We start from the raw sequence: 25,373 nt of genomic DNA on the forward strand, positions 1-25,373 counted from the left end.
TCAGCCGTTATAGTCGTAAAAGAGCTCGTCCATGAGCTTGTCGTAGTCGGTGCGGTCGCCGAGAGCAGCCTTTATCATAGCGCCTGCGTTTTTGAATATGAGCTTGAAATACAGCCAGTCTCCCATATCGTCGTATTTCCGCGTGGAGTTGATAAGATAGTTCCTGCGGAGACAGCCGTATTGCTTGCCATGCTTTTTGCCGTAGGCACGCATATTCTTAGCAGTTGCTATGTCTTCGCCTGCCTTTTTGTCGGCAAAGCCGCCTATAGCGTCGAATGTGGACTTCTCAGCCCAGAATATACCGCAGTACAGCCCTGTGAGCTTAAAGCCTGCCCTGCACATCATATCGTTGAGCCATAAGGGGAAGGAGCAGCGCTCAAAGCGCAGGGGAGCTCCGCCGCCGATATATTCTCCGCTGTTCAGCATGCCCAGCACCTCGCGGATAGTACCCTCAGTCATGCGGTTGTCGCAGTCAATAGTCATTATGACCTTGCCGCGGGCAGCTTTTATGCCTGCGTTGCGGACTTTAGCGATACAACGGCTCTCGTCGGTGACTACGCGAGCCCCGTGAGCTTCTGCAAGCTCTGCAGTGCGGTCGGTGCATCTGTTGCAGACTATGATAACCTCAACGCCGCATCTCACACGGGCAGCTGCCGCCTTTACGGAGTCAATGCAGCGGACAACGTACTTTTCCTCGTTATGGGCGGGGACTATTACCGAGACCTTGATATCATGGGACATACTATCAGCTCCTTTGGCTATTGTTATATATATTATAATATGTAGGGCGGGGAATGTCAACAGCGCGGATTTAATTCATAATTCATAATGCATAATTCATAATTGTAGGGGCGGCGTTCCGCCGCCCCTACACAGGAGACATTTGATTTTTAACGGGATACACGGGCGCACAATGTGCGCCCCTACAATACGTTCATGTTCATTTCATTGTAAGGCGCGGGACGTCGAGGACTTCCAACAGAAGCCGCGACACTCTGTCCTTCGGACATCTCCCTACACTGTAGGGAGTAACCGTCCCCTACAAGCTAATGGATAACAGCAGGGGCGGATAATATCCGCCCCTGCTAAAAACTTCAAAAAAAGGCTTGACATTCCCATTTATATGTGTTATAATATTAGTACCTCGTTGGGGGTTTATTTTTTTGTCCCCGTGCGAGGGAGGCAAACAACCTACCTTTGGTAACAAAGGAAGTACTAATTCAGGAGGTGCCGATATGAGAGTAAAGGTTACTTTAGCTTGTACAGAGTGCAAGCAGCGCAACTATGTTTCCAAGAAAAACAAGAAGAATGACCCGGACAGAATTGAAATGATGAAGCATTGTAAATTCTGCAGAAAGCATACTCTTCACAAGGAAACAAAGTAATCGGAAGGAGTATTTTTATGGCTAAGAATACAACTTCGGAAAAGAAGTCCGAGAAAAAAGAAGGCGGAAAGATCCGCAAGTGGTTCAAGGACCTCAAAGTAGAATTCAAAAAAGTGGTTTGGCCAACCAAAAAGACAGTTATCAACAATACATCAGTCGTTCTCGGCGTTATCGTCGGCTCAGCTATCCTTGTTGGACTGATCGATCAGGGATTTCTCGGTTTACTGCGTCTCATCTATAACGCAGGTTAATTCTTATTAGGAGGAATATTATGTCAGAAGCAGCTAAGTGGTACGTTATACACACATATTCGGGCTATGAGAATAAGGTAGCTCAGAATATTGAAAAGGTCGTAGAAAACCGCAAGCTTCATGAACTTATCCAAGAGGTAAGAGTTCCTACCGAAAAGGCTACTGAGATCACAGACGGCAAAACCAAAGAAGTAGAGCGTAAGACCTATCCAGGCTACGTTCTCGTCAAGATGATCATGAACGACGATTCATGGTACGTCGTTAGAAATACCAGAGGCTGTACAGGCTTCGTAGGTCCTGCTTCAGAGCCTACTCCGCTTTCGGAAGAGGAAGTCCAGAAGCTCTTCGGTCTCGAAGTCGCAACCGTTACCGTCAACTTCAAAGTCGGCGACAGCGTGCGCATCTCGGGTACTGCTATGGACGGATTTATCGGCGTTGTTCAGAACATCAATATCGACGACCGCACCGTAGACCTTCTTGTCTCAATGTTCGGTCGTGAAACCCCCACAACTCTGCCTATCAATCAGGTAGTTAAGGTGGAGGACTAATTCAGGTCAAAAAGAATCCGCAGTATGGATTCAGTGGGAGAGGTAAAATAATTCTTGCCTCGCCATTTACCACATTTATGGAGGTGCGAATTACATGGCACAGAAAGTAGTTGGCTACATTAAGCTTCAGATCGCAGCAGGAAAGGCTACTCCTGCACCACCTGTTGGTCCGGCACTCGGTCAGCACGGTGTTAATATCATGGCATTCACAAAGGAATTCAACGAGAGAACAAAGAACGACATCGGTATGATCATCCCTGTTGTTATTACTGTTTACGCAGACCGTTCATTCTCGTTCATCACAAAGACTCCACCCGCAGCAGTTCTTATCAAGAAGGCTTGTAACATCAACAGCGGTTCGGGAGTCCCCAATAAGACAAAGGTCGCAAACATCACTAAGGAGCAGGTCAAGAAGATAGCTGAGACTAAGATGCAGGATCTCAATGCAGGTTCTATCGAGGCAGCTATGAGCATGATCGCTGGTACAGCTCGTTCAATGGGCGTTGTAGTTGTTGACTAATCAATTTAATGAATGATGAAGTGGGGATATCCCCGTTCAGAGTTCTATTGGTGGGAGGAAGATTCCGCTAATCGGGTAAGCTATAAGCTTCTCGGTATTACCACTTAAATAGGAGGAAATATAATGAAACACGGCAAAAAATATGTTGACAGCGCAAAGGCTGTTGATTATGCTAAGCAGTATGATTCCACAGAGGCTCTTGACCTCGTTTGCAAGAACGCAAAGGCTAAGTTTGATGAGACAATAGAGGCTCACATCCGTCTCGGCGTTGACTCAAGACACGCTGACCAGCAGGTTAGAGGTGCAGTTGTACTTCCTAACGGTACAGGTAAGACTGTAAGAGTATGCGTATTCTGTAAGGAAGACAAGTACGAGGCTGCTCAGGGCGCTGGCGCAGAGTTCGTTGGCGGTCAGGATCTCGTTGACAAGATCATGAAGGAAAACTGGATGGACTTCGACGTAGTTATCGCTTCACCTGATATGATGGGTCTCGTTGGTCGTCTCGGTAAGGTCCTCGGACCTCGTGGTCTTATGCCAAACCCCAAGGCCGGTACAGTAACACCCGATGTTGCAAAGGCTGTTACAGAGGCTAAGGCTGGTAAGATCGAGTATCGTCTCGACAAGACAAATATCATTCACTGTCCTATCGGAAAGGCTTCTTTCGGCGCTGCAAAGCTTGAAGAGAACTTCAACACACTTATGGAAGCTGTTGTTAAGGCAAAGCCTGCTGCTGCTAAGGGTACTTACCTCAAGAGCTGCACAGTTACTTCAACAATGGGCCCTGGTGTTCCCGTTGCTACAGCTAAGTACGGTGTCTGATCAATAAGACAAATATCAAAGGCTTCACATCATTATATGTGAAGCCTTTTCTTGTTATTTATGATAAAGAATATTGTAGGGACGCGTATTGCGCGTCCGCCAATTGAGAATGGAGAATTGAGAATGTAGGGGCGCCCTTTGGGCGTCCGCAGTTTTCTATGAAATAAAGACGGGCTGCCAAAGGCAGCCCCTACACATTGTCATTTATAATTTGTCCGCGCAAGCGGACACAATAATTATGAATTATGCATTATAAATTATGAATTGAGCGGACGACCAATGGTCGTCCCTACAGTTATTCTTCACTGGACAATGCCTTTACTACACGGTCAAATGTGGGGAAGTCCTTATCGTAGGTCTCCTGCATTTTCTCCTTGCTGTCGTTGAGAACGTCCTTGGGCTTGCGCAGTGCAAAGAACATATCCTCGGTTATTGAGTCGGGAGTTACGCCGATATGCTCGGCAAACTTCGTATCCTTGATGTAGTAGAAGTAACCGTCCACATGTGGATCGTCGGGATAGATGCTGCTCAGGTCAACGAAGCTCTCCTCGGCAGGGAGCAGATCGTCCACAGTCTTCTTGTTTCCGATGACCATTACGCCGTCAGCATTGTTCAGGAATGTGGTTATCTTGGTCTGTACGCCGTTTACGTAGTTCTGGTAATCGTCGTCGCCGTAGGGGATATAGTACACATTCACAAGCACCTTGCCGTTGCCGTTGGAGTCCTCGGCGTACTCCTCGAAGTACTCCTCAAGGAATGTGGAAGTACCCACGGGATTGTTATCGCAGATCATGAGTATGACCATATCGGGATTGGGCTTTGACAGCAGATCGTACACAAGGTATCCGCCCAGAGCAATGAAGAACACGCCCAGACCTACCCACCACTTGTTGTGATAGAAGAAGTTGGCTATCTTTTTGCCGAAGCTCAGCTGTACTTCCTCTTCCTTTTCCTCGTGGATAGTGGCTTCCGATTCATCGAGTACGCCCTGCTTTAGGCGCATGAGCTCTATTCTTTCGTCGTGGAGCTTCTTCTCATAGGCTTCTTTCTTCTCTTTTTCGCGCTGTGCGTACTTCTCGGCGATCTCCTGCTCTTTTTTAGCCTGCTCTTCCTCGCGCTGCTTGCGGAGCTCCTTGTTTACCTTGAACACGCTTTTATTGATCTCGATCTTTTCGTCTTTTTCGGGAGCAGTATTTTCATTGCTATTATCTTTTTCTTTCATAGTATGTTCCTTACGATAACGGGCGGCATGAGCCGCCCGAATGTGTTTTTACTTGTTCAGATCATTTCCGCAGAAAGGGCATTTGGGACCTGATGTCCTGCCAAGGTAAGTATCGCAGTGAGGACAGCGCACCTTTATGAGGTTGAAAACAACACCTGCTATAAAGACGGCAATGCCCAGAATAGCAGCCAGAACACTCAGCACCTTATGGTTTAATAGTGCCATTCCGAGCATTCCGATGCCAACTCCGATCATCATTATCAAAACAGAGAGCCATGCTGCGGCAACAGGGTGTAATTTTTTCATATCATTGCTCCTTTGCGGAATGAAAGGGATTACTTGTCAAGACTTTTAAGTGTGGGGAAGAGAAGTACATCTCTGATAGACGGGCTGTTTGTGAGCAGCATTACCAGACGGTCAATGCCGTAGCCGATACCGCCCGTAGGAGGCATACCAATTTCAAGTGCATTGAGGAAGTCCTCATCTGTGCGGTTTGCTTCCTCGTCGCCCTGACTGAGAGCCTCTTCCTGAGCCTTGAAGCGCTCACGCTGGTCGATAGGATCGTTCAGCTCGGAGTAAGCGTTGCACATCTCACGACCTGTGATGAACAGCTCGAAACGCTCAACATACTCGGGAGCATCGGGCTTTTTCTTTGTGAGAGGTGATATCTCAATGGGGTGATCCATGATGAATGTAGGCTGAATGAGGTGCTCCTCAACATAAGCCTCAAAGAAGAGGTTGAGGATATCGCCGCGCTTGTGGCGGTCTTCGTACTCTACGCCCTTTTCGTCAGCTATCTTGCGTGCTTCTTCAAGAGTCTTTATCTCGTTGAAGTCAACGCCTGAGTACTTCTTTACAGCGTTTATCATTGTAAGGCGCTCGAAAGGCTTGCCAAGGTCGATCATGTGCTCGCCGTAGGGAACGCAGGTTGTACCGCAAACCTCCTGAGCAACGTGACGGAACATATTCTCGGTAAGGTCCATCATGCCATAGTAGTCTGTATATGCCTGATAGAGCTCCATAAGTGTGAACTCGGGGTTGTGACGGGTGTCAACGCCCTCGTTTCTGAAAACTCTGCCTATTTCGTAAACTCTCTCAAGACCGCCTACGATAAGTCTCTTTAAGTAGAGCTCAAGGCTGATACGGAGCTTAACATCTTCATCGAGAGCATTGTAGTGTGTCTCGAATGGTCTTGCAGCTGCGCCGCCTGCGTTGGAGACAAGCATAGGTGTCTCAACTTCCATGAAGCCCTGATTATCAAGGTAGCGTCTGATAGATGAGATTATCATTGAGCGCTTGATGAATGTGTCTTTTACCTCGGGATTGATAACCAGGTCGAGATAGCGCTGACGGTATCTTGTATCTGTGTCCTTCAGTCCGTGCCACTTCTCGGGGAGAGGGAGCAGAGACTTTGTAAGAAGGGTGATATTCTTTGCGTGGATAGATATCTCGCCCTTGCGTGTTCTGAACACATAGCCCTCAACGCCGATGATATCGCCGATATCCCATTTCTTCTTGAATTCCTTGAACAGGTCTGCGCCAACGTCGTTTGAACGAACGTATACCTGTATACGGTCGGTCTTGTCGCGGACATCGATGAAGTTAGCCTTACCCATATCTCTCCAGCTCATGATACGGCCTGCGATACGGATAATATTCTCATTGAGCTTTTCAAGCTCGGCATTCTTCTTCTCCTCGTCATCGCCGACAGCAGCAAGTATCTCGGCTTCCTTAGCCTCATACTCCTTCTTGTAGTCGGCAGCGTGACCTGTTACATCGAACTTGGTGATAACAAAGGGGTCGTGACCCAGCTCGCGGAGGTCAGCCAGCTTGTCGAGTCTGTCCTTCTTTAATACATTTATATCCTGAGCAGGCTCTTCCTCGGCCTGAACAGGTGAATTTACCTGATTTTCGCTCATTTTATGCGTCCTTTCGCTGTTACTTTGAGATCTCTACGACCTCGAACTTGAGCTCGCCTGCGGGAGCTTCAACGATGAAGATATCGCCCACTCTCTTTTTCATAGCAGCCTTGCCGATAGGTGATTCGTCAGAGATAAGACCCTCGCGGACATTAGCGTGGTTTGTACCAACGATAGTGAAGGTCTCGATCTTGCCTGTGTCAACGCGCTTGATGGTTATCTTGGAGCTCATACCGATCTCGTCAACGGAAATGCTCTCGTCGTCAACGATCTCAGCGTTGTCGATAGTATACTGGAGTTCCTGAATGTGAGCTTCGAGGATAGCCTGTTCGTTTTTAGCCTCATCGTACTCGGCGTTCTCGGAGAGGTCTCCGTAGGAACGGGCAACTTTAAGTCTTTCAGCGACTTCCTTACGTTTATTGATCTTGAGGTCATCGAGCTCAGCGACGAGCTTTTCGTAGCTTTCTCTGGACATCTTCTTTGTAGCCATATCAATGCACTCCTTTATATTTGATAATAAATAGCATTACATAATATTATACTATATTACGCCGAAAAAGTCAAGCCCCGCGGAACGCCAAGGGCGTTCCGCCAGTGAGTAGAATGTAGTGAGTAGAGAGTAGAAAGTAGTAGGGGCGCACAGTGTACGCCCGTGTGACACGTTAAAAATCAAATGACCATCTGTAGGGGCTGATGCCTAACAGGCACCCGTACCCTCTGTCCTTCGGACATCTCCCTGTACTACAGGGAGTCACCCACATCAGCCCGACAAATTTAACGGAAACACACGGGGCGATGTAGGCATCGTCCTCTACAGTGTAGAATTTATGGTTTTACGTTTATTGGCGTGCGGATAATATCCGCACCTACATTCTCAACTCTCAACTGAAAAGGACGCCCCGAAGGACGCCCCTGCAATTATGCATTAATAAAGTATTTCTTGGCTTATGGTATCGACAGCAGCCTGAAGCTGCATATCAAAGTCGGCATTTTCGTCGTTTTCGGCAGCCACATCGGGGACAAGTCCCACGCCGTCATAGCATTCCGACACGGTCGTTCTGTATTTTGCAACGGTGAGAACTACCGCGCCGTTGTTGCCAAACTCGGTGGTCTTCTGCATAACGCCCTTGCCGTAGGTCTTTTCGCCCACAAGCTTTGCTCCGCCGAAATCGCGGAGTGAAGCCGCAAAGAGCTCCGCCGCACTGGCTGTGTTCTTGTTTACCAGAACAGCCATTGGGATATCAAGCTTTGTATCGTCGGAGTAAATGAGAGTCTCGCTGTGACCGTCCTTGTATTCGGCAGTAGCGATAACACCCTCGGGAAGAAGCGGGTCAAGGCAGTCCGAAAGCATATCCACCATGCCGCCGCTGTTGTTGCGGACGTCGAATATTATTGCCTTTGCGCCGTTTGAGGTAAGTCTTTCAAGAGTTTCCACGAACTGCTGGGGAGTATTCTTCTTGAAGTTCGATATTTCAATATAACCGATAGTCTCGCTGAGCATTTTTCCGCTGACGGTAGTGACCTCCATAGAGCGGCGGGTAAAGGTATAGTCCTTGTCGATGCCGTCTCTTCGGACAGTGAGCTTTATTTCCGAGCCCTCTATGCCGCGCATGGCCTCTACGGATTCGTCAAAGCCTGCATTCAGTACGTCAACGCCGTCGATGATAGTGATTATATCACCTACGCGGAGACCTGCCTCCTGTACGGGTGACTCGCTCATTATATTGGCGATGCGGATATAGCCGCTCTCGTCGGCATCGAGCGTAAGACCGAGACCCACAAGCTGTCCCTCGTCCTCACTCTGCTCTTCAAGGTACTCCTCCTCGGAGAGAAACTTTGAGTACTTATCGTCAAGTCCCGAGATATAGCCTTTGAGGATACCGTCGCTGAGCTTGTTCTCGTCGATATTGCCGAGGAAGTTCTCGCGGACGTATGAGTCGAGGCTCTGGAGCGAGTTGTACTTCTTTGCCTTTTCGTTTACGTCAACTACCTTGGTGTTGAAGCTTTGCAGCGAGAAAAAGGAAGTCAGTATAAACGTTACCGCAGAAGCGATAGCGATAAGGCTCAGCGCCAGACCGAGACTGATTTTCTTATTCATATTATCATCGCTTTCTGACAAAAATTCGGGCAGTTGATAGAACTGCCCAGAATCGTTGATATTATATTTTACGGACTAACGTAGCCAAGCGGGTCTACACGGTTTCCGTTGACACGTACCTCAAAGTGGAGGTGAGCGCCTGTTGACCAGCCTGTAGAGCCGATATAGCCGATTACCTCGCCCTGATTTACGTACTGACCTACAGATACGGCTGCCGAAGCAAGATGACCGTATACGGTAGAATATGTGCCGTCGTGGGAGATTATGACGTAGTTGCCGTAGCCGCCGCCGCAGCCGCAGCTTCCGTTCTTGGCGTAGTCATGTGTGCATGAGTTGCATACAGCGATAACAGTACCCGACTTTGAAGCACAAGCTGCGCCGCCGTGGATACCTGCGTCACCGACGTCGATACCGCCGTGGAATGAACCCCATCTGGGTCCGTAGTAGCTTGAGATGTAGCAGAATCCCGGTGCAGGCCATGCAAATCCCGAAGCAGAAGGTGCGGGGATATAAGCAGGCTGCTGATAATCAACGGTATATGATGAACCGCTGCTCTGAGCTGATGCCTGAGCGGCTGCTGCTCTTTCTGCTGCGAGTCTTGCCTGTTCAGCCTCATAAGCTGCCTGTGCAGCTGCTGCCTGACGGGCTATCTCAGCGGATATCTCGGCGTCGAATTCAGCGTTCATAGCTTCCAGCTCTGCCAGCTGGTCTGAGGTATAAGCCTCTTCCTGAGCTATACGTGCTATCTCAGCCTGAGTCTTTGAGTACTGGTCGTTTAGGACAGCAAGCTCGGAATCCTTTTCTTCCTTACGCTTTTCCTGTTCTTCAACTTTCATCTGGAGGTTGAGCTTTTCTGTTTCAAGTTCCTTTTTGGAGGTCTCCATTTTGTCGATGTCGGCAAGGATATCGTTTATGAGCTGCTCGTCGTAGGAAGCGATGCGGTTTACCATTTCAACTCTTGAAAGCATATCGTAGAAGCTTGATGTGCCTACTACAACAGTAGCAAGGTTGTCGTTTCCTGTAACGTACATAGCGCAGAGGCGCTGCTTGAAGAGCTCTATATTTGCATCGATCTCGTTCTGCTGGTCGATGATGGACTGGTCGAGATCTGCGATATTGTTCTTGGCTGTGTCGATATCTGAGTTCAGGCTTTCTATCTGAGCATTAAGGAGAGTGATATTCTCCTGGATAACGGCTATCTGCTCGTTGAGAGTGTCCTGATACTTCTGCTCCTCAGCCTTATTGCCTGCAAGGGCGTCCAGCTGAGACTGGAGCTCACTGATAGTCTCTTTATTTGCTTTTATTTCCTCCTGCATCTCGGCGATAGTCATTGCTGATGCACTGTTTTTGCCTGTAGCAGATGGATAATAGGATACAAGAGCAAGTGAAAGAGCTGCTCCTGTTACAAATGAGATGACCTTCTTAAACATATGTAGCTTTTCCATAATAAGCTGCTAAACGGACAGGTGTTTGCTGTCCGAATGCACACTCCTTTCGTAATTGGATTTCATATTTTCGGTAATTAAACGTCGATATGTTTTCTTGTGCTGACAACGCTTCCGAGAGCGCCGATGAGAGCACCTGAAACAAGGTATGCGATGATAACGTAGAACTGTATCTTATCGAATGGGATAAGACTGCTCACACCGAAGGTGTTCATCAGCATTCCCTGTTCCTTTATCATGTTATAGGCTGAACTGTATATAGCCCATGTTATGAAGTAAGCACCTGCGCCTGCGAAGAAGCCCGTAACCATACCCTCAACGAAGAAGGGGAGTCTGATAAAGGCGTTTGTAGCGCCGACGTACTTCATGATCTGTATCTCCTCACGGCGTGCAAAAACGCTTGCCTTTGTGGTATTGGAGATGATTATCATTGAAACGACGGCAAGAGCTATGATTATAGCGCCTGCGATTATAGAGACCACCTTTCTGAGCTCTCTGAGAAACTCAGCGACCTGGGGTGAAGCAGAAGCGCTCTGGATATTTGCGATAGCGCTTATCTCCTGTGTAGTCTCTGTTATCTTATCGGTGTTCTTGACGGTAACGCTGAAGCCGTCAGGCATAAAGCTTGCGTCGCTGCCGATATACTCGTCGAAAATTTTCTCAGCATTGGGGAGGCTTGCCTTCTGTCTTGCAAGGGCGTCCTCCTTGGAAATGAATTCCACCTTGTCGATATTGGGGAGCTCCTTTATAGCAGCCTCGGCTGCGGAGTTCTGTTCCTCGGTAGTGCCCACGTTCATTAGGACGACTACCTCGTTCTGGCTTCCCAGACCCTTTATCATGGAATTGAGGTTGATATAGAACAGACCTGCTATTCCAACAAGGAGAAGTGATATGAGCAGAACGCAGAAGGTAGCGAATGCCATCATTTTATTTTTCCAGATATTCTCCACGCCCTGATCGGCGAGGTATCTGATACCGCTTAATTTCATTCCGCACCCCCTTCAGTCTTTTCTGTGAGTGCGGCGAGCATCTCCTGGGGAGTTGGCTCGGCTGATTTGGGCTTTGGCGACAGATCGACGTCGATATTGTCTGCCAGCTTCTGCATATCTTCCTTTTCAGCCTTTGGGGCAGCATCGGGGATACCGCCTATAGCTGATATTATATCATCGGCGGTCATATTTTCGATAGGGAGGTCGATAGCCTCCTCGGTATTGACCATATCCGCGGACTCTGTATCCTCGGCAGCCTCGGCTTCGCTGATAGCGACAGCCATAGCCTCGGGAGTTATCTCGCTGTCAATATCGGGTATAAGCTCGTCACCCGTACCTGTGATGACCTCATCGAAGACTATTTCGCCCTCGGTGATATTGATGATACGTCCGCCGAAGTGACGGACAAGATCATGCTCATGAGTTACCATGAGTATGGTAGTACCCTGATCGTTTATGCCCTTGAGGAGCTCAACTATCTCGTAGGAGAGCTCCGGGTCGATATTACCCGTAGGCTCGTCGGCGATTATGAGCTGGGGGTCGTTTACCAGCGCACGGGCAATAGCCACACGCTGCTTTTCACCGCCCGACAGCTCGTCGGGGTAAGAATTTGTCTTTGCATGGAGTCCTACAAGACTGATAACGTATGGGACTCTCTTGCGTATGTACTTGATGGGAGCGTCGATAACTCTGAGAACGAAAGCGATGTTCTCATAGACTGTCATTGACGGTATCAAGCGGAAATCCTGAAATACGAAGCCGAGAGTACGGCGGAATTCAGGTATCTTGCGTTTTTTGAGCTTGTTGAGGTTATAGCCGTTTACGGTAACTACACCGCTGGTAGCGTCTATCTCCTTCAGAAGCAGTTTTATCATAGTACTTTTTCCCGCACCTGATGAACCTACAACGAAAGCGAAGTCGCCGTCGTTTATCTTCAGACTGACGTTGTTCAAAGCGTCAACGCCGCTGGAGTAGGTCACGGATACGTTTTTAAGTTCTACCAATGGGTTACACCTACCTTAATCTGTCAAGGGCGGAGAACCGCCCTCAAAAAGTCCTCATATACCCCTTGATAAATGATCAGAACTTTACAGGATTAGCGGACAGGTACTTCTTTACCATGAGAGCGATCTTGAATATGATAGCGTGATCGAACTCGCGGAGATCGAGACCTGTGAGCTTCTTGATCTTTTCGAGTCTGTATACGAGAGTATTTCTGTGTACGAAGAGCTTTCTTGATGTTTCTGAAACGTTGAGGTTGTTCTCGAAGAACTTCTGGATAGTAAAGAGTGTTTCGTGGTCGAGAGACTCGATGCTGCCCACCTTGAATACCTCGTGGAGGAATGTCTCGCAGAGAGTTGTGGGAAGGTGGTAGATAAGACGAGCGATACCAAGGTTGTCGTAGCTAACGATCACCTTGTCTGTATCGAATACCTTGCCGACCTCAAGAGCCATCTGAGCTTCCTTGAATGAACGTGCAAGATCTTTAACGCCGACAACGGCTGTACCGATACCAACGTTTACTCTTGTATAGAACTCGCTGCTGAGTGTATCAGCGATAGAGCGAGCCAGCTTTTCGAGGTCCTTTGAGTCAACAGCGCTCTTGAGCTCCTTGACGAGAACGATATCAGTCTCGGTTATATTGAAGACAAAGTCCTTGTTCTTGTCAGGGAAGAGGTTCTGTATTACATCATATGCAGAGATGTCGTTAGCTGAGATTATTCTGATAAGGAATACAGCACGGCTGATCTCGGCATTGAAGTGGAGCTCTCTTGCCTTGATAACGATGTCTCCTGGGAGAACGTTATCGAGGATAACATTCTTGATGAAGTTGTTTCTGTCATACTTCTCATCGTAGTACTGCTTGATATTTGAAAGTGCGATAGCAAGAATGCTTGCATATTTAGCAGCAGCGTCGTCTACGCCTTCAACGAAAACAGCGTAGTCGGGCTTTACTCTTGAACCGAAGGGCTTGTATGTGAAGCCGTCGCGGATAAAGATATCGTGTGAATCGCTGAGGTCCAGAGATACGAACTCATTAGTTGTTCCCACGCGAGTAAGGTCGCTGCAGGCAATGATCGTAGCTGTCTCGTCAACAACACCGATAGTAGCGTCGATAGAATCGCGCATCTGATGAACTAAACCCTGAAATAATCTGTTGGACATGATTTACATCCTTTCTCTTAATAAGATCTTATTTTGAGCGGACCTTCAAGGAGAGTCGGGGAGCATTTTACTCCTCAACATATTACAAATTGTAACACATTTTTGGCTCTAATTTGTTAACAAAGTGTTAACATTCGTCTGAAGGCTCACAAACATGACTTAATTATATGTTGATTTTTGTTAAATACTGCCAAAGGGCAGTTGCTTCTTTGTAACCAAGCTGTAATTTTTACATCTTCTCTGGACGGTCAATATTGAGTATCTCCAGTGTATTTCTCAGTACCTGACGTACTGCAACGCTGAGGAGGATACGTGCGTCCCTGAGCTGCTGAGTCTCTGCGTTCTTTACGCTGCATGCGTCGTAGAAGCGGTGGAACAGAGTAGCAAGGTCGATAGCGTACTTTGTGATCTTTGCGGGATCGTAGGCCTTAGCCGCCATATCTATCTCGCGGGGAAGCGAAGCAAGGTGGCGGATAAGCTCTATCTCTCTAGGGTCAGAAAGCAGGTCAAAGTCTGCTGATTCGGGAACATTTATGCCCTCGTCTGCCAGAGTTCTGAGCATACTGCAAATTCTTGCGTGTGCGTACTGAACATAGTACACAGGGTTCTGTGAGGTCTTTTCGATTGCCAGACCGAGGTCGAACTCAAACTGTGAATTAGCCTCACGGAGATTGAAGAAGAATCTTGCGGCGTCTATTGGTATCTCATCAAGGAGAGTTACCAGCGTGATAGCCTTGCCGCTTCTCTTTGAGAGCTTTACTGTCTCGCCGTTGCGGACAAGTCTTACCATCTGCATGAGAACTACATCAAGCTTTGTCTCGTCAACGCCGAGAGCGTTGAGAGCGGCTTTAAGTCTCGGTACGTATCCGTGGTGGTCTGCGCCGAGGACGTTTATAGCCTTGTCGAAGCCTCGTGTTACCAGCTTGTTGTAGTGGTAAGCGATATCGGGAACGATATATGTGTAAAGACCGTTGCTTCTCTTTAATACGAAGTCCTTGTCCATTCCGTATTCCGTAGCCTTGAACCATATCGCACCGTCCTGCTCGTAAGCCTTACCTGCTTCCATGAGCTTGTCAACGACCAGCTTTGTCTCGTTCTTTTCGTGGACTGTGCTCTCTCTGAACCAGTTATCGTAAACGATACGGTACTTTTTAAGGTCGCGTTCCAGACCTGCTATATTAATAGGAAGCGCGTAGTCAACGAGAGCCTTGCGGCGTTCCTCCTCGGATACGCTCTCCATAGCCTTGCCGTTTATATCGTAGAAGTTCTTGGCGTGCTCGATGATGTCTGTACCGAGGTAAACGTCCTCGGGCATCTGGAACTCTCCGCCCTCGCCGCTGCCCTCATATATTACGGAGCAGAGCTTGTCGGTGTCGTCCTTGTACTGAGCAATGAGCTCCTGACCCTTTGGTGAGCAGAGCTGTAAGTATCTGAGCTCAAGTGATTTGCCGAACTTCTCTATCTGGTTGCCTGCGTCGTTTACGTAGAACTCGCGCTCTGCGTGATAGCCTGCCCACTGGAGCACGCTTGCGAGACAGTCGCCGATAGCGCCGCCTCTTGCATTACCGATATGCATAGGACCTGTGGGGTTGGCGGAAACGAACTCAACGAGGACCTTCTTGCCCTTGCCAAGCTCGGTCTTTCCGTAGTCGCCGCCCTCTTCAAGAACGCTGCGGACTACGTCTGAGAACCAGCTTCTTCCAAGGAAGAAATTGAGGAATCCTGGACCAGCCACCTCTGCCTTTTCGAAGATAGTGCCCTCAAGGCTGAGCTTCTCGCATATGAGCTCTGCTATCTTGCGGGGTGGCATTTTCAGTGCCTTTGCGCATACCATTGCAGTATTCGCAGCAAAATCGCCGTGGGATTTGTCCGCAGGTATCTCGATGTTGAAGCTGGGCAGGGGAACTGCGGGGATAGCTTCCTCTGATACCAGAACTCCCAGAGCGTCCATGATTATCTCACGGAGACGGAGGGAAGCGGAATTGATAAGGTCTGACATTTTATCTATCCTTTCTTTCGGGCTCAGTTCTGAGCCTGTACTGTCATGATTATCTCGTTATCTGAAAGATACGAGGAATTAAGATCAAGGGTATATTTCATATACAGCCTGCCATTTTCGGCAAGAGTGTTCTCTATAGCGTGGGTGTAGACGCCTATCTGCAAATTGCCGTAGGGAGTACCGTACTGGCAGAAGTGCTTGCGTCCTATCTCCAGCGAGAGCACTGAATTTGCTGTTCCCTCACGGGTGATCGAAGCATTCTTGCTGTCGTCCACCTTTATAGTAGTGACGGAGCCCTCAAAGCCTGTAGCCGAGGTGTCCTCATAGGAGATTATGTCCCAGCCGTTCTCGCGGGTGAGGCTTGCCTTGGTGAGCAGCTCGGTCTCGCTCTTTTCGTTCTCCTGCCACTGTATGCTCGTAAGAGAGATCAATACGTTATTTTTCAAAGTTATCTCCTTAGTGTCTTTCTCAGTAATTTCTGTCCGAGTTCTCCACAGCCTGCTCGAGGAGCATGTCTATGAGGTCCTCATGGTCGTAGCCCAGCTGTTCCATAAGCTTCGGGAAAACGCTGGTGCTTTTAAGTCCGGGCATAGTGCCGATCTTGTTCAGGAGCAGCTCTCCGTCATCGGTGAGGAAGAGGTCAACTCTTGCCATGCCCTTGCAGCCCAGAGCCTTGAAGGCTGTAGTTGCTATCTCCTTTGCCTTTTTTGCAGTCTCGGGAGTTATATTGGCAGGGATAGTGAGATCGTCGCCCGAGCTTACGTTGAAGTCGCTTGGGTCATATATTTTATCGGAGGCGATTATCTCTCCCACAGGTGAGCATATGAGGTTATCGTAGCCGATAACTGCCACTTCAAGCTTGCGTGCATGTACGTATTTTTCGACTATGACCTTGTTGTCGTTGGAAAAAGCCACCTTGACAGCGGTCAGAAAGCCCTCCATGTCCTTTACGAAGCTGATGCCCTGATTGCTGCCGCTCTTTGCAGGCTTTACCACCAGATCGCAGCCGAACCTATCGGCGATCTCGGTGCATTTCTTGTCCAGCTCGCTCAGCTCACGCTGAGTGATGAGCGCCCATTCGGGAGTCTTTATGTTGTGATCGTCCATTATCATGTGTGTATGGGACTTATCCATGCATGAACCGCAGGCGAGCACGCCGCTGCCGACGTAGGGTATGCCCGACAGGTCAAGAAGTCCCTGTATAGTACCGTCGCCGCCCTTTTTGCCCATGAGTATGGGGAGCACGACGTCTATCCTTTTAACTGAGGTCTCGCCGTTTTCAATGGTTATGATGCCTCTGTGGAGAGGATCGGGCGAAATGAAAGCCGAGGTGCAGTCGGTATTCTGTTCCCATGTTCCGTCAGCTATCTCCTCGGGCGAGCCGGGGAAGAACAGCCAGCGTCCCTTGCGGGTGATGCCGATGCAGATGACCTCATAGGTGTCTCGTGGTATGTTCTTTATGACCTCTGCGGCAGAGGCCAGTGAAAGGGCGTGTTCCCGGGCAGTGCCGCCGAAGATCACAGCCGCTTTGATCTTTGCCATATGTTTCTCCTTTATATATAGTACACTTTATTTTTTATTGTCATTTTCAAGTATCACTATATTTTATCATATTTCACAAAAAACTGCAAGTATTTTTTGCGGAAATGAAGAATAGCACAGTGAAATTCGCAAGGATAGTATATTGCGGACAATTTTTAACACCGTTTATTGTGCACAATTACAATGAAATTGTGGGTATTTCATCAATTTGACGGAATACCCCTTAGTAAATTTGACGAAGCAAAAACCAAGTCCAAAATCGGATCGGCCATTTTTTGCGCTTTCGGAGCAGCCGCGGCGTCGGCTTGACTTTTGTGTAAAAATAATATATAATCAGCTATGTGATGTAAGGGATTTACAGAAGGGAGTATACCATGAATAAAGTAAAAAGGATCGTGCTCTGGCTTGCCATTATGCTGGTGCTGGAAGTCATAATAAACGCAGCAGGAGCTGCTTTGACTCAGATGACCGCTGTAAAGCTTATGGAGGGCTCGGTGATCGGGTATTCACAGCGCAGTACCGAAATGATACGTCCTCATAAGGACGAAAGCGGCAATTCGGGAAAAACCAACGGACTTGCAAGGCTTGCCATTCGTACTATACTCAGTGACAGCCGTCTTTACACTGATCTGAACTTCAGAGGTAATTTTTTATTTTCCAATCAGATCATAGAGGAGAAAAAGATATTTTTTGACGAGAACGGCACAACGCCTCTTTCCGAGGGCATCTTTGCCGTTGCCTACAAGGACGTCGGCGGCACAACTTCGGAATATATCAAAAATGCAGAGGGCGTTATCGATATCAATGAATTCTGTAAGCTTGACGGCGCCAAGGAGCTTTATGACTGTCTCGGAAAATGTATTGGCGAGACAGTAAGGCTGGACGCCTTTTCCGTCGATGAAAGCTACATAGTCCACCCTGCGGAGCTGACAGTGCTTGACTCTGCGGGAAGCGAGCTCCTGCACCTTGAATTTCCCTGTGACGGGGAGATCATAAAGGGCTCGGATTACTACATCTACGAAGAAACAGAAAAAGAGGACGACAGGCGCAATTCTTCTGTCTGCCTGTACAAGAAAATGAATGATGCTTATAAGGGCGAGCTCAAGGTCACAAAGACAGCCAGAGAGCTTATGAAAAAGGCTGATTTCTCACAGGGCGAGCATTATTGGACAAAGAGAAGCTACGGCTTTGGCTCTGTTACTTCAAAGCATGTGGAGAGCATAGACGGCGGCGCTATGGTATGCGTCGTACATTTCAGCTATATCGGCGGCGTTTTACTGTATACCGTTATCTGTGCGGTGGTGCTGACAGTTATTTTCTGGATAGTCCACATCAACAGAAGAGACCCTGACTATTATTATTGATAAAACAGCGAGCCTTTGGACGGATCATGTCCAAAGGCTCGAAAAGCACATTATCTTATGCCGAGGGAATCGTCCTCGGGCTGAAGCTTGTCGTGGGCGATAATGTAGTCGTACACCTCGATTGCTGTAGTGAAAGCTACACCCACATAGCTGTCCGCGCAGCCGTAGTATAATGCAATGCGTCCTGTATTTGCGTCGGTAAGGGCTGCACAGGGGAAGCAGACATTGGGTACAAAGCCCCGCTCTTCGTATTCCTCCTCGGGAGTGAGCAGGTAATTCTCGCAGCGGTGGAGCACCTTTGAGGGCTCGTCTATATCAAGTATAGCTCCGCCTATGCTGTAAACATAGCCGTTGCAGGTATTCACCACGCCATGATAGAATATGAGCCAGCCCTTATCGGTCTCGATCGGAGCTGCTCCGCCCCCTATTTTAAGGCTTTCCCACCAGTTCCCTGAACGTCCCATGACATGGCGGTGACGTCCCCAGAACTCCATATCGGGACTTTCCGAGAGGAAGATGTCGCCGAAAGCAGTGTGACCGTTGTCGCAGGGGCGCGACAGCATAACGAAATTGCCGTTTATCTTACGAGGGAAAAGCACGGCGTTCCTGTTATATGGGAGATAGGGGTTCTCGACGCGCTCAAAGCGCTTGAAATCAGCAGTTTTTGCAATGCCGATAGTGGGTCCGTATGCGTCCTGACACCACATGATGTAATATGTATCGTCCACCTTTACAAGCCTCGGGTCGTAGGCATAGGGCGGCATGAAGGGCTTGCCGCTTTTATCGGTGAAGGGTATCTTCTCTTTGTCGAACTCCCAGTGCAGAGCGTCCTTGCTCCTGCCAAGATAGATGTGAGGGATACCGTTGCGCTGTTCTCCGCGGAATACGCCTATATATCCGCCGTCGTAGGGCATGACTGCGCTGTTGAATATCCTTGCCACATCGGGCAGTGGATTTCTGCCTATTATGGGGTTCGCGGTGTATCTCCAGAGGGGAGATGTACAGCCTTGCGGCTTATCCTGCCACGGAATGGAGGGCAGGTCTGTTCCAATGATTTTAATATCCGCCATAACAAACTCCTTTAATTAATCCCAAACTATGGATTAATTAAATTATAGCGTGGAGTTGCAATTAAGTCAATAGGTATTGCAATATTTAAGTAAATTCGTGAAAATGCACTATTATGCCGCGCGTTATTCTACAGCTTAAAATTAATATAAAAATGTAGATTGTGCCGCTGAGTTGGTGTATAATAGAAGAAAGTGCAATTGATATGTGTATCAAGGGCATATATGACTGCCTTAAATCATACTTAAAAAGGAGCTGTCTGTATGAATTTATATGACCTTATAAACGGAATATCAAACGGAGCATTCGATGAACAGCTCCATATGCTCTACGGTGCAGGGGAAAAGGCTGTGCTTCGTGCAAGAGCACGTTATCTCAGTGCTGCGGAGAGCTTTTCGCGGCTTCACCCCGAGTGCGGCGATATACACGTTTACTCGGCTTCGGGACGGACTGAGATTGGCGGCAACCACACCGACCACCAGCACGGCTGCGTGCTTGCGGCGGCTGTGAGCCTTGATATGATAGCAATAGTCGCTTTCCATGAGGAGGGCGTTATCCGTGTGACCTCCGAGGGCTATCCGCAGTTCGAGGTTGAGCTTTCCGAGCTTGCTCCTGTTGAAGCCGAAAAAGGGACTTCGTCGGCGCTTATCCGCGGCATTGCTGAAAAATTCACGGAAATGGGCGTGGAGACAGGCGGCTTTGACGCCTATATGACCTCGGATGTCCTCAGCGGCAGCGGTCTTTCCTCATCGGCGGCGTTTGAGATACTTATCGCCACTATTATAAATGAGCAGTACAACGGCGGACAGACCGAAGCGGCGGAGCTTGCCAAGATAAGCCAGTTCGCGGAAAACGTCTACTTCGGCAAGGCCAGCGGACTTATGGATCAGACGGTCTGCGCCGCAGGAGGCTTCGTCGCCATAGATTTTGCCGATCCCCATGAGCCGCAGATAACCAATGTGGACTTTGACTTTGAACGTGCAGGCTACTCGGTCTGCATTACCGATACAAAGGGCAGTCACGCCGACCTCTCCGATGAGTACAGCGCGGTAGCTTCCGAGATGAAGCAGGTCGCCAAGGCTCTTGGCTGTGAGTTCCTACGTGAAGCAGATGAAGATGAATTTTATGAGAAGCTGCCACAGCTTCGTGAAAGCTGTACCGACAGGGAGCTGCTGCGTGCGGCCCATTTCTTTGCTGAGAACACAAGGGCTGCCGAAGAAGCTGAGGCTCTTGCGGACGGCGATACTGAGCGCTTTTTCCAATTAGTGAACGAGTCGGGGACGTCCTCGGCGGAGCTGCTGCAAAATCTGTATTCAAACAAAGCTCCCCAGTCCCAGCAGATACCGCTGGCGATAATGCTGAGCAAGCGGTTCCTCGGCGGAAACGGCGCGGTGAGAGTTCATGGCGGCGGCTTTGCAGGAACCATACAGGCGTTCGTGCCGACTTATCTTGCAGCGGATTATGCCGCGAAAATGGAGCGAATATTCGGCGCGGGGAGCTGCTATGTGCTGACCATACGCCCTGTAGGCGGATACGAACTCAAAATTTAGCTTTGCTAAATTTTGAGTTCAGAAAGTAGTGAGTAGAAAGTAGGGGACGGCGTCCTCGACGTCCCGCGCCTTACACAATAAATAACATGAACCCATTTGTAGGGGAGGGCGGCGTCCCCTACAAACGTAAATTGGAATTTATGAAAGGAGAGGCTGCCTTGACAATAGGTGCTAATACGGAAAAAATACTGACAGAGCTTGAAGATCACGGCTTTGAAGCATATATGGTGGGCGGCTGCGTCCGCGACAGCATACTGGGCAGACTCTGCAATGACGTCGACATTACCACCAATGCCCTGCCCGAGCAGATGTTAGCGGTATTCAGCGGCTACAAGGTCATTCCCACGGGCATAAAGCACGGCACGGTGACTGTTTTGTGCGGCGGCGAGTCCTTTGAGATAACTACATACCGCATCGACGGGGAGTACACCGACCACCGCCGTCCAGACGAGGTGCGGTTCACCGCTGATATAGCCGACGACCTTGGACGCCGCGATTTTACGGTGAATGCCGTGGCTATGGACAGGCACGGCAATATTGTCGATCCGTTCGGCGGCAGAGCCGACATGGACGCAGGCATTATCCGCTGTGTGGGGGTCCCGCAGGAACGCTTCTCCGAGGACGCCCTCCGCATACTGAGAGCTGTCCGCTTTTCGTCACAGCTTGGATTTGCCGTAGATAAGGCTACTGCCGACGCTGTTCACGGCATGAGGGAGCAGCTGGCGGATATCTCCCGTGAGCGTGTCCGCGACGAGCTGGACAAGCTTATCTGCGGCGAGAATGCTGTAAATGTGCTTCTGGAGTACAGCGACGTCATTACGGCTGTTATCCCCGAATTTGAGTCGAGTATCGGGCTTGATCAGCGCTCTCCCTACCACAGGTACAGCGTCTGGGAGCACACTGTCCGCGCTTTGGGGACTGCTCCCAAGGAGAATATGAAGCTCCGCAGGGCGCTACTTTACCATGATATCGGCAAGCCTGCCTGCATGAAGCTTGACGAGACGGGCAGGGGGCACTTCAAGCAGCACGACCGCGTGGGCGCGGAAATGGCAGCGGCTATAATGAAGCGGCTCCACTATGATAACAAGACAATTGCCTATACTACGGCGCTTATAGCCAATCACAGCAAGAAGCTCCGCAGTAAAGCTGACGTGAAGAAAATGATGTTCAGGATAGGCGACGAGCTCTTCTTTGAGCTCATGGAGATGAAAAAATGTGATAATTCCGCGAAAAACGAGTTCGTCCTTGAGGAGATCAGCCTGTTCGACAGGCTGAAGGAGCTTGGGCGTGAGGTGATCGCAAATGACGAGTGCAGAAGCATTCGCGGACTTGCTGTTACGGGCTCTGAGCTTGTACAGCTTGGACTTAAAGGCGCTGAGATAGGCGAGATACAGAAGGAAATGCTGGGGCTTGTAATTGAAGAGCAGCTCCCCAACAGCAGGGACGAGCTGCTGAAATACGCAGAACAGAGGTGCAGAAAATGAAAGGACGCATACATTCCACAGAGAGCTTCGGGACGGTGGACGGCCCGGGAGTAAGGTTCGTGGTGTTTTTTCAGGGCTGCCCCATGAGGTGCAAATACTGCCACAACCCCGATACATGGGACTTTTCGGGCGGTACTGAGCGTACTGCCGAGGACCTTATGAAGGAGTACGACTCCTATAAGGAGTTCCTGAGGTCGGGTGGCATAACCGCTACGGGCGGCGAGCCGCTGGCACAGCCCGAGTTTCTTGCGGAGCTGTTCCGCCTTGCCAAGGAAAAGGGCGTGCATACCTGCCTTGATACATCGGCGGGAGTTTACTCTCCCGAAAGTCATGATAAGATAGACGAGGTGCTGAAATACACCGACCTTGTAATGCTTGACATAAAGCACATCGACAATGACTGCCACAAGGAGCTGACAGGCATGGGAAACCGCAATATACTTGCCTTTGCTGAGCATATCCGCGACCTTGGCATACCCGTGTGGATACGCCATGTGGTAGTTCCGAACATCACGGACAAGTACGAGGAGCTCTTTGCTCTGGGGGAATACCTCTCCACACTGACCAATCTGAAAGCACTGGACGTTCTGCCCTATCACGACATGGCAAAGCCAAAGTACGCGGAGTTAGGGCTGGAGTATCCTCTGGGAGACACGCCGCCTTTGACAAAGGAAGAAGCCATAAAAGCGCGTAATACCATAATCGACGGCATAAAATCGGGACTTCACAAGCATAGTTAGTGAGTAGTGAGTAGAATTGCAGTTCCGATATTTGACAGACTTTAATATTTTTCAGACCTCTGACACACATCAGAGGTCTTTTTCATATTATTAGTGAGTAGAGAGTAGAGAGTAGTAAGTAGTATTATGCAGTGCAGCCGAAACGGGGCGATGTGTGCATAGCCCCATACTACTCTCTACTTCCTACTCACTACTCACTCAAATCATAATTCAGCAAAGCTGAATTATGATTTATCCCAGCGTGCCGTATGCTGAAAAGCGGTGGAGAGGATCATGTGCGGAATTGCAGGAGCTATAAGCTTTATTGAAGATATGCGCGAGGACATGAAAATTTACGAGAATATGCAGCGTGCTCTGCTGCGGCGGGGGCCCGACCAGCGGGGCGTGTTCCTGAGCCGTGAGGCTGCCCTTATCCATACCCGTCTTGCGGTCATTGACATTGACGGCGGTCGGCAGCCCATGAGCTTCGGGAGATACACTATTATATATAATGGGGAGCTATATAACACTGAGGAGCTCCGCGGCGAGCTGGCAGGCGAATTTGATTTTGATACCCATTCCGATACTGAGGTGGTGCTGAAAAGCTACATAAAATGGGGGAGCTCCTGCGCGGAGCGCTTCAACGGCATTTTCGCCTTTGCGGTCTATGACGAGCAGGAGCATCGCGTATTTCTTGCCCGTGACAGGATAGGCGTGAAGCCACTGTTTTACTATGATACGGGGAAAAAGCTCATTTTCGCTTCGGAGCTCCCAGCCCTTCTGGAACACCCCGACGTTCCTCATGAGGTAGACGAGCGCGGTGCGGCTGAGCTTCTTCTCATGGCGCCCGGGCGGACTATGGGCTGCGGAGTAATACGCGGCGTTGAGGAAGTCCGTCCCGCATGGTGCGGCTATTACTCGGCAGAGGGCTTGAAGCTCCACGAATACTGGCGGCTGAAAGCATATGAGCTCAACGAGAGCTTTGAGCAGACCGCCGAGCACGTCCGCGAACTCGTCCTCGACGCCATAAGGCGGCAGCTTGTGTCCGATGTGCCTGTGTGTACATTCCTGTCGGGCGGACTTGATTCCAGCCTCATATCCTCTGTGGCGGCGTCGGAGCTGAAAAAGCAGGGCAGACAGCTCAGCACCTTTTCCGTGGACTACCGCGACAACGACAAGTACTTTCAGAAGAGCCGTTTTCAGCCAAACAGCGACCCTGAGTACATCACCTGTATGGTGGAGTATCTGGGTACAGACCACCATTGGACGGTGGTTGATACTCCCGAGCTCATTGCGGCTCTTGACGAAGCCACGGAAGCAAGGGGGCTTCCGGGAATGGCGGACGTGGACGCATCTCTGCTGCTGTTCTGCCGCGAGATAAAGAAATACGGCACGGTAGCTCTTTCGGGAGAGTGTGCCGACGAGATATTCGGGGGGTATCCCTGGTACAGGGATAAGGATATCCGCATGACAGACGGCTTCCCGTGGGCGCAGAGCACTGCCTACCGCAGGCGTTTCCTCTGTGACGATTACACAGCGAGGATAAACGCCGAGGACTATGTTTACTCCGCCTACAGAAATACTGCCGACAGCGCCGAAAAGCTCAGCAGCGACAGTCCGCTCGAAGCCCGTATGCGTGAGATGACGGAGCTGAACTTCAAGTGGTTCATGCAGACCCTCCTTGACCGCAAGGACAGAATGTCCATGTACAGTGGACTTGAAGTCCGCGTGCCATTCTGCGACTACCGCATTGCGGAGTATCTCTATAATGTGTCGTGGGAGTATAAGGACTACATGGGCAGGGAAAAGGGACTGCTCCGCGAAGCTATGAGGGAATGGCTCCCCGATAAGGTGCTGTGGCGCAGGAAAAGCCCCTACCCGAAAACTCACAATCCCGCATTCCTTGAGGGGGTTACGGCGAAGCTCCGAACCATACTGGACGAGGGCGGGGAGCGGCTCACACAGCTGGTGAAGCGTGAGGAGCTTGAAAAGCTCCTGCGCCATGAGGAGCAGGTACAGTGGTACGGTCAGCTCATGAATCTGCCGCAGACTATAGCCTTTTTCATTCAGCTGAACTACTGGCTGGAGCGCTTTGACATAAAGCTGAGATAACAGCGGTATTACGAGAATTGTTTGAATATTTTATAAATTCACTTCAAAAGATTGAAGCCTGTTATAATATTTGTTATAATTTATGTGACCTTATCAGGTACAAAATGTTGATCTTAAAGAAAAATTAAGGGTAATTTAAGATTATTTTAAGGTGGTGCCGATATAATGAACTC

General features: G+C 49.3%; 24 protein-coding genes. 10 read left to right on the forward strand and 14 right to left on the reverse strand.

Annotation, left to right across the window (positions count from 1 at the left end; genetic code table 11):
* On the reverse strand, window positions 1-741 hold the full coding sequence (locus tag N774_RS0113730; RefSeq protein WP_024861791.1) for a glycosyltransferase: 741 nt from the start codon (window positions 739-741) through the stop codon (window positions 1-3).
* Between the two features lie 494 nt (window positions 742-1,235).
* Here N774_RS0113730 and rpmG point away from each other — a divergent pair, with 494 nt between their 5' ends.
* The 5 genes from rpmG to rplA all read left to right on the forward strand — a co-directional run bounded on the left by rpmG (window position 1,236) and on the right by rplA (window position 3,523).
* Window positions 1,236-1,385, forward strand: coding sequence for a 50S ribosomal protein L33 (gene rpmG / locus N774_RS0113735; protein WP_009984160.1), 150 nt, complete (start codon window positions 1,236-1,238; stop codon window positions 1,383-1,385).
* 17 nt (window positions 1,386-1,402) lie between these two features.
* Window positions 1,403-1,636: a preprotein translocase subunit SecE gene (secE, locus tag N774_RS0113740; RefSeq protein WP_024861792.1), complete on the forward strand. Its 234-nt coding sequence runs from the start codon at window positions 1,403-1,405 to the stop codon at window positions 1,634-1,636.
* A gap of 20 nt (window positions 1,637-1,656) precedes the next feature.
* Window positions 1,657-2,184 carry a transcription termination/antitermination protein NusG gene (nusG, locus tag N774_RS0113745; protein WP_024861793.1) on the forward strand — a complete coding sequence of 176 codons (528 nt, stop codon included), beginning with the start codon at window positions 1,657-1,659 and terminating at the stop codon, window positions 2,182-2,184.
* Window positions 2,185-2,278: 94 nt separating this feature from the next.
* The gene (gene rplK, locus N774_RS0113750; RefSeq protein WP_024861794.1) at window positions 2,279-2,704 is read left to right on the forward strand and encodes a 50S ribosomal protein L11; all 426 of its coding nucleotides are present in this window, start codon (window positions 2,279-2,281) and stop codon (window positions 2,702-2,704) included.
* 123 nt (window positions 2,705-2,827) lie between these two features.
* Window positions 2,828-3,523 carry a 50S ribosomal protein L1 gene (rplA, locus tag N774_RS0113755; protein ID WP_024861795.1) on the forward strand — a complete coding sequence of 232 codons (696 nt, stop codon included), beginning with the start codon at window positions 2,828-2,830 and terminating at the stop codon, window positions 3,521-3,523.
* A 295-nt stretch (window positions 3,524-3,818) separates the two neighbouring features.
* Here the strand turns inward: rplA and N774_RS0113760 are convergent, their stop codons facing one another.
* From N774_RS0113760 to N774_RS0113815, 12 genes are all read right to left on the reverse strand, one after another.
* Window positions 3,819-4,745 carry a hypothetical protein gene (locus N774_RS0113760; RefSeq protein WP_024861796.1) on the reverse strand — a complete coding sequence of 309 codons (927 nt, stop codon included), beginning with the start codon at window positions 4,743-4,745 and terminating at the stop codon, window positions 3,819-3,821.
* Between the two features lie 48 nt (window positions 4,746-4,793).
* Window positions 4,794-5,051: a hypothetical protein gene (locus tag N774_RS0113765; RefSeq protein ID WP_024861797.1), complete on the reverse strand. Its 258-nt coding sequence runs from the start codon at window positions 5,049-5,051 to the stop codon at window positions 4,794-4,796.
* A 29-nt stretch (window positions 5,052-5,080) separates the two neighbouring features.
* On the reverse strand, window positions 5,081-6,664 hold the full coding sequence (gene lysS, locus N774_RS0113770) for a lysine--tRNA ligase (RefSeq protein WP_024861798.1): 1,584 nt from the start codon (window positions 6,662-6,664) through the stop codon (window positions 5,081-5,083).
* Between the two features lie 19 nt (window positions 6,665-6,683).
* Window positions 6,684-7,154: a transcription elongation factor GreA gene (gene greA / locus N774_RS0113775; protein WP_024861799.1), complete on the reverse strand. Its 471-nt coding sequence runs from the start codon at window positions 7,152-7,154 to the stop codon at window positions 6,684-6,686.
* Window positions 7,155-7,589: 435 nt separating this feature from the next.
* On the reverse strand, window positions 7,590-8,762 hold the full coding sequence (locus N774_RS0113780) for a S41 family peptidase (RefSeq protein WP_024861800.1): 1,173 nt from the start codon (window positions 8,760-8,762) through the stop codon (window positions 7,590-7,592).
* A gap of 68 nt (window positions 8,763-8,830) precedes the next feature.
* Window positions 8,831-10,207 carry a murein hydrolase activator EnvC family protein gene (locus tag N774_RS18415; RefSeq protein WP_080770501.1) on the reverse strand — a complete coding sequence of 459 codons (1,377 nt, stop codon included), beginning with the start codon at window positions 10,205-10,207 and terminating at the stop codon, window positions 8,831-8,833.
* A 77-nt stretch (window positions 10,208-10,284) separates the two neighbouring features.
* Window positions 10,285-11,196: a permease-like cell division protein FtsX gene (gene ftsX, locus N774_RS0113790; RefSeq protein ID WP_024861802.1), complete on the reverse strand. Its 912-nt coding sequence runs from the start codon at window positions 11,194-11,196 to the stop codon at window positions 10,285-10,287.
* On the reverse strand, window positions 11,193-12,200 hold the full coding sequence (ftsE, locus tag N774_RS0113795) for a cell division ATP-binding protein FtsE (protein ID WP_024861803.1): 1,008 nt from the start codon (window positions 12,198-12,200) through the stop codon (window positions 11,193-11,195). Before ftsE ends, ftsX begins: the two co-directional genes overlap by 4 nt.
* A 76-nt stretch (window positions 12,201-12,276) precedes the next feature.
* On the reverse strand, window positions 12,277-13,362 hold the full coding sequence (locus N774_RS0113800) for a helix-turn-helix domain-containing protein (protein ID WP_019680782.1): 1,086 nt from the start codon (window positions 13,360-13,362) through the stop codon (window positions 12,277-12,279).
* Between the two features lie 229 nt (window positions 13,363-13,591).
* A complete protein-coding gene (gene argS, locus N774_RS0113805) occupies window positions 13,592-15,361 on the reverse strand; it encodes an arginine--tRNA ligase (protein WP_024861804.1) in 1,770 nt (589 codons plus the stop codon).
* A 23-nt stretch (window positions 15,362-15,384) separates the two neighbouring features.
* Window positions 15,385-15,807, reverse strand: a complete 423-nt coding sequence (locus N774_RS0113810) for a DUF1934 domain-containing protein (RefSeq protein WP_024861805.1) — start codon at window positions 15,805-15,807, stop codon at window positions 15,385-15,387.
* Between the two features lie 22 nt (window positions 15,808-15,829).
* Window positions 15,830-16,903 (reverse strand): D-alanine--D-alanine ligase family protein, encoded by a 1,074-nt coding sequence (locus N774_RS0113815; protein WP_024861806.1) that lies wholly within the window; start codon window positions 16,901-16,903, stop codon window positions 15,830-15,832.
* 374 nt (window positions 16,904-17,277) lie between these two features.
* On the opposite strand from N774_RS0113815, the gene N774_RS0113820 reads away from it, so the two are divergent.
* The gene (locus tag N774_RS0113820; RefSeq protein WP_024861807.1) at window positions 17,278-18,267 is read left to right on the forward strand and encodes a hypothetical protein; all 990 of its coding nucleotides are present in this window, start codon (window positions 17,278-17,280) and stop codon (window positions 18,265-18,267) included.
* A 50-nt stretch (window positions 18,268-18,317) separates the two neighbouring features.
* Here the strand turns inward: N774_RS0113820 and N774_RS0113825 are convergent, their stop codons facing one another.
* Complete coding sequence (locus tag N774_RS0113825; RefSeq protein WP_024861808.1) at window positions 18,318-19,337, reverse strand: glycoside hydrolase family 130 protein; 1,020 nt, start codon at window positions 19,335-19,337, stop codon at window positions 18,318-18,320.
* A 261-nt stretch (window positions 19,338-19,598) separates the two neighbouring features.
* Here N774_RS0113825 and N774_RS0113830 point away from each other — a divergent pair, with 261 nt between their 5' ends.
* From N774_RS0113830 to asnB, 4 genes are all read left to right on the forward strand, one after another.
* Entirely contained in the window at window positions 19,599-20,885 is a 1,287-nt protein-coding gene (locus N774_RS0113830; protein ID WP_024861809.1) for a galactokinase, read from the forward strand.
* 158 nt (window positions 20,886-21,043) lie between these two features.
* On the forward strand, window positions 21,044-22,369 hold the full coding sequence (locus N774_RS0113835; RefSeq protein ID WP_024861810.1) for a CCA tRNA nucleotidyltransferase: 1,326 nt from the start codon (window positions 21,044-21,046) through the stop codon (window positions 22,367-22,369).
* On the forward strand, window positions 22,366-23,109 hold the full coding sequence (gene pflA, locus N774_RS0113840; protein WP_024861811.1) for a pyruvate formate-lyase-activating protein: 744 nt from the start codon (window positions 22,366-22,368) through the stop codon (window positions 23,107-23,109). Before N774_RS0113835 ends, pflA begins: the two co-directional genes overlap by 4 nt.
* Before the next feature lie 273 nt (window positions 23,110-23,382).
* Window positions 23,383-25,200 carry an asparagine synthase (glutamine-hydrolyzing) gene (gene asnB / locus N774_RS0113845; protein WP_024861812.1) on the forward strand — a complete coding sequence of 606 codons (1,818 nt, stop codon included), beginning with the start codon at window positions 23,383-23,385 and terminating at the stop codon, window positions 25,198-25,200.
* Window positions 25,201-25,373: the final 173 nt, after the last annotated feature.

The organism is Ruminococcus flavefaciens AE3010 (assembly GCF_000526795.1).
GTDB classification, from domain to species: Bacteria; Bacillota; Clostridia; order Oscillospirales; family Ruminococcaceae; genus Ruminococcus; species Ruminococcus flavefaciens_D.